Raw genomic sequence first — 11,926 nt, forward strand, 5'->3', positions numbered from 1 at the left:
TGGAGGGACAGGATATGCAGCAACCAGTTGTATTAAAAAGTAATAAATATGGAATAAATCTGATTCTGAATGACCACATGGAGTTCAAAGAATTGTTGCAGTGTATCATTGACAAATTTAAAGAATCAGAAGGTTTTTTTAAAAATGCCAAAATGGCAATTTCTTTTGAAGGAAGAAAGCTGACACAGGAAGAAGAATTTGAAATTGTGGAAGCTATAACCGAAAACAGTTCGGTGCAAATCATTTGTATTCTAGACAATGACCAGTTAAAAGAAGAACTGGTACGTCAGAAGATAGAGCAGTTTGAAGAAGAACAGGCTGGAAGAACAGGAGAGTTTTATAAGGGAACGCTTCGTTCCGGTCAGGTTTTGGACTGCGAGACCAGTGTTGTGGTCATAGGGGATGTAAACCCGGGGGCTAAGGTGATTTCCAAAGGAAACATCGTAATTCTTGGTGCACTTAAAGGCAATGCCTATGCAGGGGCAAATGGAAATATGCAGGCATTTGTGGCAGCACTAGATATGGATCCGGTACAGATTAAAATCGGCGATGTTATTGGAAGAAGCGCGGATAAAACAGCAAAAGACCGTAAAAAGAAAAAACAACCGGTAGAGCCAATAGAACCGCAGGTGGCGATTGTAAAGGATGGAAATATTTACATTGAGCCAATCACCAAAGGACTTTTAAATAGCATATAATTATCAGGAGGATATGGTAAATGAGTGAAGTAATTGTAATAACATCTGGAAAAGGTGGCGTTGGTAAAACAACAACAACAGCAAATGTAGGAACAGGTCTTGCGCAGTTAAACAAGAAAGTAGTATTAATTGATACTGATATAGGATTGCGTAATCTTGATGTAGTTATGGGATTAGAAAATCGTATTGTATACAACCTGGTTGATGTGGTAGAAGGAAATTGCCGTATGAAACAGGCGTTGATTAAAGATAAACGTTATCCAAATCTTTGCTTACTTCCATCTGCACAAACAAGAGATAAGACTTCTGTAACACCAGAGCAGATGGTAAAAGTAACAGATGAATTAAGAGAAGAATTTGATTATATTTTATTAGACTGTCCAGCAGGTATCGAGCAGGGATTTAAAAATGCTATCGCAGGTGCAGATCGTGCATTGGTAGTAACTACTCCGGAAGTTTCTGCAATTCGTGATGCAGACCGTATTATCGGATTACTTGAAGCAAATGAATTAAAAAAGACAGAATTAATTGTAAACAGACTTCGTATGGATATGGTAAAACGTGGAGATATGATGTCTATCGCAGATGTTACAGATATTCTTGCAATTGATTTAATTGGTGCTGTTCCAGATGATGAGCAGATTGTAGTTTCAACAAACCAGGGTGAACCATTGGTTGGAAGTGATTGTCTTGCGGGACAGGCTTATGCAAATATCTGCCGTAGAATTCTTGGAGAAGAGGTTCCGTTTTTGGATTTAGAAACAAAATCAGGTGTATGGTCAAAGTTCAAGGATTTATTTAAAAAGAATTAGGAGGAAACCATAAGATGGGTTTAATGGACTTGTTTAAAAAGAAAAATTCTGGAGATATTGCAAAAGACAGATTAAAATTATTATTAGTTTCGGATAGAGCAAATTGCTCTCCGGAAGTAATGGAAAAAATTAAAAATGACATTATACAGGTGATTTCCAAGTATATGGAGATTGATCCGGAAGGTCTGGATATTCAAATTACTCAGACAGAGTCAGATACCAATAATGGAAGTGTTCCGGCATTATATGCAAATATTCCAATCAAGGATCTGAAACATTCTGGAAATTCAAATTAAGGAAGTTTTTGTATGTTAAAACAGTATCAGGTAAAGGATTATAACTTTCGTTTAATTGTATATGTGTTAGTACTTACAATGATTGGAATTAGCATTATTGGTAGTGCTAGAGAATCTGTACAAAGCAAACAGGTTATGGGAATGTTAGTTGGAATTGTTGCCATGGTAATCGTTTCTCTTATTGATTATAACTTTATTTTACGATTCCACTGGATTATTTATGCATTCAATTTAATATTGCTTGGATTGATTACCTTTAATATTCTTGGTTCCGATGCAGGTGGTGCAACACGTTGGATTGAATTTGGACCAATTCGTTTTCAGCCTTCTGAATTTTCCAAGGTATGTATTATTTTATTCTTTTCGTGGTTCTTTGCAAAATATCACGAAAAGGTGAATAAACTTCCATTGTTATTGGTTGCAGGAATATTAATTGTTGTGCCATGGTATATGATAAAAGAACAACCTGCACTTACAACCAGTATTGTTGCCATTATGATTTTTTTATCATTGTTGTTTTTGACAGGCTTAAGTTACAAGATTATAGTGGGCGTGTTGGCTGTCAGTGTTCCGGCAGTTAGTATTTTCCTCTACTTGATTTTGCAACCGGATCAAAAAATATTAGAGCATTATCAATGGCTTCGTATTATGGCATGGTTGCAACCTGACAAATATGCAGAAAAAGCATGGCAACAACAAAATTCTATTATGGCAATTGGCTCTGGAATGTTATGGGGAAAAGGATTGAACAACGATAATGTTTTCTCTGTAAAAAATGGTAATTTTATTCCGGAACCCCATACAGATTTTATTTTTTCCGTAGCTGGAGAAGAATTAGGATTTGCAGGATGTGCGGTTATTTTAATCTTGTTATTGCTAATTGTGATAGAATGTATTATTATTGGAAAAAAGGCAAAAGATTTATCTGGAAGATTGATATGCGGTGGTGTTGTTGCATGGATTGGATTTCAAACCTTTTTTAATATTTGTGTAGTAACCGGTTTAATGCCCAATACCGGAGTACCGTTGCCATTTGTAAGTTACGGACTCACCTCCCTTGTGAGCTTGTTTATTGGCATCGGACTTGTGTTGAATATAGGGCTTCAGCCTAGAAAATATGGAATGGGGGAATTTTAAATGAACATTGGTTTAATTGCACATGACTCTAAGAAAAAATTAATGCAGAATTTCTGCATCGCATACCGTGGTATTTTATGTAAAAATGAATTATACGCAACCGGTACCACAGGAAGACTGATAGAAGAAGTTACGAACCTTTCTATTCATAAGTACCTTGCAGGGCATTTGGGTGGAGCACAGCAGCTTGGTGCCCAGATTGAACATAACCAGATTGACCTTGTGATTTTCTTGCGTGACCCATTAACTCAGAAGTCTCATGAGCCGGATGTACACAATGTACTTCGCTTGTGTGATACACATAATATTCCACTTGCAACCAATCTGGCTACAGCGGAGTTGTTGATTAAGTCATTAGACAGAGGAGATTTAGAGTGGCGTGAGATGTACAAGTAAAAAAAGAATAACCAGTATTATAGGTGTTGTATTAGCAGCTTCGTTTTTATTAAGTGGTTGTGGAAAAGAAGCGGAAATAGATAATGCCTATAATGTGTATGATACAACCAGTGCTTATGGAATGGATACATCTGTACAAGAACAGAATGTTTCTTATTTTGCAGATAATCTCTGTGTAGCCGGAAACGACAATTTGTTGACAGAAGGTGTTACAGAGAATATTTCAGAGGCCGCTGGATTATTTGATGTAGCCAATCATGAAGTGAAGTTTGCAAAAAATATACATGAAAGATTATATCCGGCAAGTACCACAAAAATATTAACAGCTTATATTGCACTAAAGTATGGTGATCTTGCAGCGACAGCAACAGTGACAGAAGACGAATTGAAACTGGAGGCAGGTTCTACAACTTGCGGTCTTTCGGTAGGTGATACGATATCTTTACAGGAATTGTTGTATGGATTAATTCTTTGTAGTGGAAATGATGCGGCAAATGTGATTGCTGATATGATATCAGGAAGTACTGAAGAATTTGCAAACCTGATGAATCAGGAAGCATTAGTCCTTGGAGCTACAAATTCTCATTTTGTGAATGCCAATGGACTTCAGAATGAAGAACATTATACCACCGTTTATGACATGTACTTAATTTTTAATGCTGCCGTTCAGGATGAACGATTTGTACACCTGATTAATACACAAAATCATACAGCAAATTTTGTGAATTCTTCAGGTGAAGCAGTGGTAAAAGACTGGGCAACTACAAATAAGTACTTAAAAGGCGAAGAAGAAGCACCGGAAGGAATCAATGTAATTGGTGGTAAGACAGGTACTACCAATGATGCCGGTTACTGTTTGGTTCTTTATAGTAAAAAGGGTGATGAAATACCATATATTTCAATTGTATTTAAAGCAGATAGTCGTAACAATTTGTACCATGAAATGACAGAATTATTACAGGAAACCTTGAAATAGTCGTTGAATTATCTGTAAATATATACTATAATGTACACATAATAAGAATCGTTCCTATACAAAACAAACAAAGATTGGGAGGAGATTGTTATGGTACAAATTATAGCCGGCGAAAAGGGAAAAGGAAAGACAAAGCATTTGTTAGATTGGGTGAATCAGGATGTATCATCTGCAAGCGGAAATATAGTATATCTGGACAAAAGTGCCAGGCATATGTATGAGTTGAATAAAGCAGTTCGTCTTATTGATATTTCGGATTATCTTATAACAAATTGTGATGAATTTATGGGATTTATCTGTGGAATAGTTTCTCAGGATCATGACTTAGAAGAAATGTTCTTAGATAGTTTCCTTACCATTGCACAGGTAAAAGAGGATGAAATATGTCGTGCAATCACGAAACTTCAAGAAATTGGAGAAATGTTCCATGTGAACTTTGTTTTGAGTGTTTCGAAAAATGAAGCAGATTTACCTGAATATGTAAGAAGTAAGATTATTATTTCATTGTAGAATACAGAAGAGAAAGGGGTTGTTGCCAGGCAATAACCCCTTTTAGAATGCTAAGAAAGTAATGGGCTCAGGCTTCGTTCATGGAACGAATACGTCCGAAAGCGCTACATAGATACAGACCGCTGATTCCTACAATTCCATATACAATACGGCTAAGCCAGCTCATGTTTCCAAATAAAAAGGCAACTAAATCAAAGCGGAAGAAACCAATTAATCCCCAGTTGATAGCACCGATAATTGCAATTGTTAGTAGCGTATAATCTAAACATTTTGTGTTCATATGCATTCCTCCTTTTACATGATTCTAGTATTGCCATGCAAAAAGAAAAGTATGTTGGAAATGTATGGCAGTATTGAGTTTCCTAAAATAAAATGTTAAAATATATAACAGTATATAAAATAAGGATGGCAAATTTTGTGACAAAAAAAAGAAATAAAAAAATCGTAAAATTTCATAAGAGTTCTCATATAAATATTGGCGTTATTTTGTTTGCGATTATATTTATTTATATGTTATATAACATTTTTCAATATTTTACTACAGAACAAGTGGCAGTATATGAAGTAACACAAGGAACGATTGCTCAAAATAATACCTTTACAGGACTTGCACTAAGAGAAGAAACGGTATTTAATGCAGACGTGAGTGGTTATGTTAATTATTACAATAAGGATGCTACCAAAGTAGGCGTAGATACTTATGTATATTCTGTAGATGAGACCGGAGATTTTTATAATCAGGTATTAAGTGCCAATAATGGACAGTTATTTCAGCAAAAAGAATCTTATCAGGAACTGGAAAAGACAGCATCCGAGTATGTGCTGGGATATTCCGATGAAGATTTTTACCAGGTATATGAATTCAAATACGACATGCAGGCAGCGCTTATGGAAGCACTTAGTGCCAGCAACTTATCCAGTTTGGATGGATATAGCGGCAATGCAGCTACTTTTCATCCATATCTTGCTCCACAGGCAGGCGTGGTTGTATACAATACCGATGGATTAGAAGGAACAACAGTTGATACATTTAATGCAGATAGTTTTGAACAGTCAAAACATATTAAAGATAATCTTCAGGCAAAGGAAAAAGTATCAGCAGGAGAACCGGTATTTAAGTTAATTACCAGTGAAAACTGGGACTTGATTTTACCTATTGATGAACAGCTTGCTACAGATTTAGCAGAGCAAAATAATATAAAAGTAGAATTTCAAAAAGACGGAACAACTGCATGGGCAAGTTCTAATATTATAAATCGTGATGGAGCTTATTATTTGGATTTGACCTTTCAAAATTCCATGATTCGTTATGCCTCTGACCGATATGTAGATGTGAAGTTGTTAGTTTCTGACACCAACGGACTTAAGATTCCAAATACAGCACTAACGGAAAAATCATTTTTCGTTGTACCAAAGGATTATGTAACAAAAGGTGGCGATTCTGATGGAAATGGTGTTTTAAGACAAAATGTTTCAAAAGACGGTAAAAAAGCAATGGAATTTACAGATGTAACCGTATTCCAGGAAACAGAAGATTCTTATTATATAGATGGTAGTGATTTAAAGAAAGGCGATATTATTAATAAGCCGGATTCCAGTGAGACAATGACTTTGGAAAGTACAGCAAAGCTTCAAGGGGCTTACAATATTAACAAAGGTTATGCTGTATTTCGAAAAGTAGAAATATTATATCAAAATGAAGAGTACACCATTATCAATACAGGGACAAGCTATGGATTATCACTTTATGATCATATAGCCTTAGATGCCTCTGCAATTAAGGAAAATCAGATAGTGCAATAAGGAGGACATTATGGTAAAAGAAAACTTAGAAAACGTACGGAAAAATATAAAGAAAGCCTGCGAAAAGGCGGGACGGGATGTAAGCGAGGTTACATTGATTGCTGTCAGCAAGACAAAACCGGTCCCTATGTTACAAGAAGCATATGACGCAGGTAGCAGAGATTTTGGAGAAAATAAGGTACAGGAGATTATGGACAAATATCCGGTGCTGCCACAGGATATTCGCTGGCACATGATCGGGCACTTACAACGTAACAAAGTAAAGTACATTGTAGATAAGGTTTGCCTGATACATTCCGTAGATTCTTTACGCTTAGCAGAAGAAATCAGTTCACAGGCGGAAAAGAAGAAAGTGGAAGTGGATATTTTAGTAGAAGTAAATATTGCCCATGAAGAAAGCAAGTTCGGAACCAGCAGAGAAGAAGCTATTTCTTTAGTGGAAGAAATTTCAAAATTGCCGCATATTCATGTGAAAGGACTTATGACAATTGCACCTTTCGTAGAAAATCCGGAAGATAATCGAAAATATTTTAAACAAATCAAAGAATTATCTGTTGACATAATGAAGAAAAACATTGATAATGTATCTATGGAGATTCTGTCTATGGGAATGACAGGAGACTATATGGTGGCAGTGGAAGAAGGTGCTACCATGGTTCGTGTTGGGACAGGGATTTTTGGCGAAAGAAATTATAATATATAAAGTACGAAAAAGTTACGAGGAGAATTATCATGGGAATGCTTGATAAATTTTTAAATGTTATGAGATTGAATCCAGAGGATGATGACGATTTCTATAACGAAGATTATTACGATGACGATGAATATGAAGAAGAAGCACCAAAGAAAAAGGGATTTTTAAAAGATAAAGAACCAGAAGATGATTTTCAATATGAAGAAAAGAAACCAAAAGCGGTGAAAACAACTCCAAAGATTACACCGATGCGGTCATCTAAAAGGCAGGGAACGAATATGGAAGTATGCGTAATTAAGCCAACCTCAGTAGAGGATGCGCGTGAAATTACAGAAACATTATTACTGAACAGAACTGTGGTGCTGAATGTAGAGGGATTAGACGTAGAAATTGCTCAGCGTATTATCGATTTTACGTCAGGTTCCTGTTTCGCAATCAGTGGTAATTTACAAAAGATTTCTAATTACATATTCATAATAACACCTCCAAACGTAGATATTTCTGGAGATTTTGCGAATATTATGGATGCATTTGATGTGCCTCCAATTCAGACAGATTTGTAAGGAATGAGAAAATGACCAGAGACGAGACTTTATTAGGGAAACGTTTTATAGACTTGTCCAGACAGGCACAGCAAAAGGATATTGTTTTATTTAGTGATTTTTTGAATTTAAATGAACAGAACATTTTTAAGGAAAATGTTTCAGAGCTGTATTGTGGCTTTGAAATGTATGGTGGTTTTTTAAACAGTGAGCGTCAGATGATAGCATTTCTACCTGATGCTCTTTGTTATACCTGGGATTATCCGATTTCCTGCTTGAAAATTACTCCCCTCAATCGAAAGTTTGCAGATGAATTGACACATCGTGATGTGTTGGGAAGTTTAATGAATTTGGGAATTGAACGAAGTATGTTAGGGGATATTCTGGTAGAAGACAATGTGATTTATGTCTTTTGTCAGGAAAAAATTGCAAATTATATCCAAGAGGAACTTACCCGTATTAAGCATACATCTGTACAATTAGAAAAAACATCTGCTTCTGAGGTAAATATTGTGCCTAAAACAGAGGCTTGTGAGGGTATTATTACTTCTAATCGCTTAGACAGCGTAATTGCCTGTATTTGTAAAGTATCGCGTTCCCAGGCAAATGAGTGGATTCGGAGTGGAAAAGTATTTGTAAATAGCAAAGAAATTTTAAATACTACTTACGAATGTAAAAAGGAAGAAGTGATTTCCGTTCGTTCAATAGGGCGTTTTTTGTTTCAGGGAACTTCAGGAGAGACAAGAAAAGGACGCTTAAAAATACAATATGAAAAATATATTTAAATAGAGGAGAAGCAATGGGAAGAAAAATAACTGTAAATTATGAACAGAAGCCTTGCTATGATATTGAACTTCAGCAAAGCTTTCAGGAATTACCGGAAAAATTAAAAGCATTAGGCTATGAGAATCGCAAGGTTTGTATTGTTACAGATTCTAACGTAGGAAAATTATATTTAGAAGAGATTCAGGCATTATTAGAACCGATGTTTTCAAAGTGTGTCTCCTATACTTTCGAAGAGGGAGAGGCCAGTAAAAATACGGATACAGTAGGAAAAGTATATGAACATCTGATTTTAAATTCTTTTGACAGAAAAGACCTGTTAGTAGCACTTGGTGGTGGCGTGGTTGGAGACTTGACAGGGTTCACCGCAGCTACATATTTGCGTGGAATTGACTTTATTCAGGTACCGACCACACTTTTGGCACAGGTAGATAGTAGTATTGGTGGAAAAACAGGGGTAGATTTTATGCAGTATAAGAACATGGTAGGCGCATTTTATATGCCGAAACTAGTCTATATGAATCTTTCTGTATTAAAAACATTACCAAAACGTCAGATTGCATCTGGCATGGGTGAAATTATTAAACATGGTTTGATAAAAGAAGAAGCCTATTTTTCTTATATTGTAGAAAATAGTGCAAAAATTCAAGAACTTGATATGGAAGCATTGGAGAAACTTGTATACGGAAGTTGTGAGATTAAACGAAAAGTAGTAGAAAACGATCCGAAGGAACAGGGAGAACGCGCACTTTTGAACTTTGGACACACTTTGGGTCACGCAATTGAAAAATTGTCAGGTTTTTCCTTATATCACGGAGAATGTGTGGCACTTGGAATGGCTGGTGCAGGTTATATTTCTATGAAATTGGGATATATCACCGAGGAACAGCTTAATATGATAGAAGAAACGATAAAAAGTTACGACCTTCCGGTTCGGATTGAAAACTTTTCCCATACACCGGAAGAAATTTTGGCTACTACCAAGTTAGATAAAAAAATGGAGTCTGGAAAAGTCAAATTCATTGTATTAAAAGAAATTGGAAATGCGGTGATTACCAAAGAATTGACGGATGCAGAAATTCTTGCCGGAATTACCTATGTCACAGGAGCATAACATGATAAAAAATAAAAAAACAAGTTGCATACTTGGTGTAATAATAACAATACTTTTGGTCGTATTAGACCAGTTTACAAAATATTTGGCAGTAACAAATCTAAAAGACGGAAATTCCATATCTATTATTAAAAATGTATTTCAATTACAATATTTAGAAAACCGTGGAGCAGCATTTGGAATGTTTCAGGGCGGTAAAGTAATATTCGTGATGATTACAATATTTTTAGTAGCGGTTATGGCTTACATTTATTGGCATTGTCCTATGTCCAAACGATATCTTTGGATTCGGATAATCATTACATTCCTTATGGCAGGTGCCTTTGGAAATTTGATTGATCGTATTCGTTTAGATTATGTAATTGATTTTTTCTATTTTGAGTTGATTAATTTTCCAATTTTCAATGTAGCTGATATATATGTAAGTTGCAGCGTAGTAGTACTGTTACTGTTGTTTATTTTCTATTATAAAGAAGAGGATATGGAGGTATTATTGCCTTCAAAGAAGAAAAAAGATGCAGGAAACGAAGCAAAATAATGAAATATCCCAAGAATTTGAAGTAAGCTTTGAACAAGAAGGGGAACGTTTGGATAAATATCTGGCATTGATTTATGAGAATCAGTCTCGTTCCTTTTTTCAGAAAATCATAAAAGAAAATCTTGTATTGGTAAATGAGAAAGCGCAAAAGGCAAACTATCGCATTAGTGCAGAAGATACAGTAAGTGTTACAATTCCAAAGGCACAGGAAATTGAAATTGTGCCAGAGGATATTCCACTGGATATCTTATACGAAGATGAGGATGTTTTGGTTGTAAATAAGCCCAAAGGAATGGTAGTGCATCCATCTGCGGGACATTACACCGGAACATTGGTAAATGCTGTTATGTATCATTGCAAGGATAGTCTTTCTGGAATCAATGGGGCAATTCGGCCGGGAATTGTGCACAGAATTGATATGGATACAACGGGAGCATTAATTGTATGTAAAAATGATAATGCACATGTGAAGATTGCCCAGCAGATTAAGGAACATTCCGTTACAAGAAGATATCGCGGGATTGTAAACGGTGTAGTAAAAGAAGACACCGGAAGAATCGAAGGAGCCATAGGAAGACATTCGGTTGAACGTAAAAAGATGGCAATTAATGAGAAAAACGGAAAGCCGGCAATAACACATTATAAGGTATTAGAGCGGTTTAACAATCATACTTATATGGAGTTTGAACTGGAAACAGGAAGAACACATCAAATTCGTGTTCATATGGCAAGTATCGGTCATCCTTTGCTTGGGGATACATTATATGGAAGTGGTAAGAATCCTTATCATTTGCAAGGACAGACGTTACATGCCATGGTCATAGGCTTTATTCATCCTTCCACCGGAGCATATTTGGAAGTCGAAGCACCTTTACCGGAATATTTCCAAAAGTTATTAAAAGGGAAGCTGTAAATTAGTTGAATCGTATATACATTTCAAGAAAAATGTATTATAATAAAGACAAGTAAAGCAGAAAGGTGGTATTTCTATGGACAACTTTGTAATTACAATCGGTAGAGAATTTGGAAGTGGCGGTATGGATTTGGCTCGAGCACTTTCTGAAAAATTGAATGTGAAATATTATGATAAGGAACTGCTTGCAATGGCGGCAAAGGATAGTGGGCTGTGTGAGGAGATTTTTGAAAATCACGATGAAAAACCAACTAACAGCTTTTTATATTCCTTAGTTATGGATACATATTCTGTTAGTGGCTACACATCTGCTCCGTTTTTGGATATGCCTTTAAATCACAAAGTATTTTTGGCACAGTTTGATACGATTAAAAAGCTTGCAGAGAAAGAATCCTGTATTATCGTAGGACGTTGTGCAGATTATGCATTAGCTGAACATCCAAAGTGTTTGAGCGTATTTGTGCATGCAGATATGGACTTTAGAATCAATCATGTTATGGATACTTTTAAGCTTACCAAGGAAAAAGCAAGAGATATGATTCAAAAAACGGATAAAAAACGTGCAAGTTATTACAATTATTACTCCAGTAAGAAATGGGGAGATTCCAGAAGTTATGATCTTTGCATGGACAGTGGAAAGCTTGGAACCGATGGTTGTGTAGAAATGATTCTAAAATACATGGAATTGAAAAAAATGAATAAAGGATAGAAAAA

16 protein-coding genes are annotated in these 11,926 nt (G+C 35.7%); 15 read left to right on the forward strand and 1 reads right to left on the reverse strand.

The window, feature by feature from the left end:
• The first annotated feature begins 14 nt into the window (after positions 1 to 14).
• The 7 genes from minC (at position 15) to KQI83_RS04375 (ending at position 4,825) form a co-directional block, all read left to right on the forward strand.
• Positions 15 to 698, forward strand: coding sequence for a septum site-determining protein MinC (minC, locus tag KQI83_RS04345; protein WP_216554999.1), 684 nt, complete (start codon positions 15 to 17; stop codon positions 696 to 698).
• Positions 699 to 718: 20 nt separating this feature from the next.
• Positions 719 to 1,510 carry a septum site-determining protein MinD gene (minD, locus tag KQI83_RS04350; protein WP_216555000.1) on the forward strand — a complete coding sequence of 264 codons (792 nt, stop codon included), beginning with the start codon at positions 719 to 721 and terminating at the stop codon, positions 1,508 to 1,510.
• 14 nt (positions 1,511 to 1,524) lie between these two features.
• Positions 1,525 to 1,806, forward strand: a complete 282-nt coding sequence (minE, locus tag KQI83_RS04355) for a cell division topological specificity factor MinE (RefSeq protein WP_216555001.1) — start codon at positions 1,525 to 1,527, stop codon at positions 1,804 to 1,806.
• Positions 1,807 to 1,818: 12 nt separating this feature from the next.
• Positions 1,819 to 2,943 carry an FtsW/RodA/SpoVE family cell cycle protein gene (locus KQI83_RS04360; protein ID WP_216555002.1) on the forward strand — a complete coding sequence of 375 codons (1,125 nt, stop codon included), beginning with the start codon at positions 1,819 to 1,821 and terminating at the stop codon, positions 2,941 to 2,943.
• Positions 2,944 to 3,339: a methylglyoxal synthase gene (gene mgsA / locus KQI83_RS04365; protein ID WP_216555003.1), complete on the forward strand. Its 396-nt coding sequence runs from the start codon at positions 2,944 to 2,946 to the stop codon at positions 3,337 to 3,339.
• On the forward strand, positions 3,323 to 4,315 hold the full coding sequence (locus tag KQI83_RS04370; RefSeq protein ID WP_330622305.1) for a D-alanyl-D-alanine carboxypeptidase family protein: 993 nt from the start codon (positions 3,323 to 3,325) through the stop codon (positions 4,313 to 4,315). The genes mgsA and KQI83_RS04370 overlap by 17 nt, the downstream gene beginning before the upstream one ends.
• Before the next feature lie 90 nt (positions 4,316 to 4,405).
• On the forward strand, positions 4,406 to 4,825 hold the full coding sequence (locus tag KQI83_RS04375) for a twitching motility protein PilT (protein ID WP_216555005.1): 420 nt from the start codon (positions 4,406 to 4,408) through the stop codon (positions 4,823 to 4,825).
• Positions 4,826 to 4,892: 67 nt separating this feature from the next.
• Here the strand turns inward: KQI83_RS04375 and KQI83_RS04380 are convergent, their stop codons facing one another.
• Positions 4,893 to 5,105, reverse strand: a complete 213-nt coding sequence (locus KQI83_RS04380) for a DUF378 domain-containing protein (protein ID WP_216555007.1) — start codon at positions 5,103 to 5,105, stop codon at positions 4,893 to 4,895.
• Between the two features lie 137 nt (positions 5,106 to 5,242).
• On the opposite strand from KQI83_RS04380, the gene KQI83_RS04385 reads away from it, so the two are divergent.
• The 8 genes from KQI83_RS04385 (at position 5,243) to KQI83_RS04420 (ending at position 11,921) form a co-directional block, all read left to right on the forward strand.
• The gene (locus tag KQI83_RS04385) at positions 5,243 to 6,628 is read left to right on the forward strand and encodes an HlyD family efflux transporter periplasmic adaptor subunit (protein ID WP_216555008.1); all 1,386 of its coding nucleotides are present in this window, start codon (positions 5,243 to 5,245) and stop codon (positions 6,626 to 6,628) included.
• 10 nt (positions 6,629 to 6,638) lie between these two features.
• Complete coding sequence (locus tag KQI83_RS04390; RefSeq protein WP_216555009.1) at positions 6,639 to 7,331, forward strand: YggS family pyridoxal phosphate-dependent enzyme; 693 nt, start codon at positions 6,639 to 6,641, stop codon at positions 7,329 to 7,331.
• A 29-nt stretch (positions 7,332 to 7,360) separates the two neighbouring features.
• Entirely contained in the window at positions 7,361 to 7,885 is a 525-nt protein-coding gene (locus KQI83_RS04395; RefSeq protein ID WP_216555010.1) for a cell division protein SepF, read from the forward strand.
• Between the two features lie 11 nt (positions 7,886 to 7,896).
• A complete protein-coding gene (locus KQI83_RS04400) occupies positions 7,897 to 8,649 on the forward strand; it encodes a YlmH family RNA-binding protein (RefSeq protein ID WP_216555011.1) in 753 nt (250 codons plus the stop codon).
• Between the two features lie 14 nt (positions 8,650 to 8,663).
• The gene (gene aroB, locus KQI83_RS04405; protein WP_216555012.1) at positions 8,664 to 9,761 is read left to right on the forward strand and encodes a 3-dehydroquinate synthase; all 1,098 of its coding nucleotides are present in this window, start codon (positions 8,664 to 8,666) and stop codon (positions 9,759 to 9,761) included.
• Between the two features lies 1 nt (position 9,762).
• Positions 9,763 to 10,299, forward strand: a complete 537-nt coding sequence (gene lspA, locus KQI83_RS04410; RefSeq protein WP_216555013.1) for a signal peptidase II — start codon at positions 9,763 to 9,765, stop codon at positions 10,297 to 10,299.
• Entirely contained in the window at positions 10,277 to 11,212 is a 936-nt protein-coding gene (locus KQI83_RS04415; RefSeq protein WP_216555015.1) for an RluA family pseudouridine synthase, read from the forward strand. Before lspA ends, KQI83_RS04415 begins: the two co-directional genes overlap by 23 nt.
• A 76-nt stretch (positions 11,213 to 11,288) precedes the next feature.
• Positions 11,289 to 11,921, forward strand: a complete 633-nt coding sequence (locus KQI83_RS04420; protein WP_216555016.1) for a cytidylate kinase-like family protein — start codon at positions 11,289 to 11,291, stop codon at positions 11,919 to 11,921.
• Positions 11,922 to 11,926: the final 5 nt, after the last annotated feature.

Origin of the sequence: Roseburia sp. MSJ-14, from assembly GCF_018918225.1 — a bacterium.
Classification (GTDB): Bacteria; Bacillota; Clostridia; order Lachnospirales; family Lachnospiraceae; genus Petralouisia.

Excerpts from the sequence above, each read along its gene's own strand:
- KQI83_RS04390 (WP_216555009.1), top strand. The coding sequence starts at position 6,639 with ATGGTAAAAGAAAACTTAGAAAACGTACGGAAAAATATAAAGAAAGCC.
- lspA (WP_216555013.1), top strand. The coding sequence starts at position 9,763 with ATGATAAAAAATAAAAAAACAAGTTGCATACTTGGTGTAATAATAACA.
- KQI83_RS04395 (WP_216555010.1), top strand. The coding sequence starts at position 7,361 with ATGGGAATGCTTGATAAATTTTTAAATGTTATGAGATTGAATCCAGAG.
- minD (WP_216555000.1), top strand. The coding sequence starts at position 719 with ATGAGTGAAGTAATTGTAATAACATCTGGAAAAGGTGGCGTTGGTAAA.
- aroB (WP_216555012.1), top strand. The coding sequence starts at position 8,664 with ATGGGAAGAAAAATAACTGTAAATTATGAACAGAAGCCTTGCTATGAT.
- KQI83_RS04380 (WP_216555007.1), bottom strand. The coding sequence starts at position 5,105 with ATGAACACAAAATGTTTAGATTATACGCTACTAACAATTGCAATTATC.
- KQI83_RS04360 (WP_216555002.1), top strand. The coding sequence starts at position 1,819 with ATGTTAAAACAGTATCAGGTAAAGGATTATAACTTTCGTTTAATTGTA.
- mgsA (WP_216555003.1), top strand. The coding sequence starts at position 2,944 with ATGAACATTGGTTTAATTGCACATGACTCTAAGAAAAAATTAATGCAG.
- minE (WP_216555001.1), top strand. The coding sequence starts at position 1,525 with ATGGGTTTAATGGACTTGTTTAAAAAGAAAAATTCTGGAGATATTGCA.
- KQI83_RS04375 (WP_216555005.1), top strand. The coding sequence starts at position 4,406 with ATGGTACAAATTATAGCCGGCGAAAAGGGAAAAGGAAAGACAAAGCAT.
- KQI83_RS04415 (WP_216555015.1), top strand. The coding sequence starts at position 10,277 with ATGCAGGAAACGAAGCAAAATAATGAAATATCCCAAGAATTTGAAGTA.
- KQI83_RS04400 (WP_216555011.1), top strand. The coding sequence starts at position 7,897 with ATGACCAGAGACGAGACTTTATTAGGGAAACGTTTTATAGACTTGTCC.
- minC (WP_216554999.1), top strand. The coding sequence starts at position 15 with ATGCAGCAACCAGTTGTATTAAAAAGTAATAAATATGGAATAAATCTG.
- KQI83_RS04420 (WP_216555016.1), top strand. The coding sequence starts at position 11,289 with ATGGACAACTTTGTAATTACAATCGGTAGAGAATTTGGAAGTGGCGGT.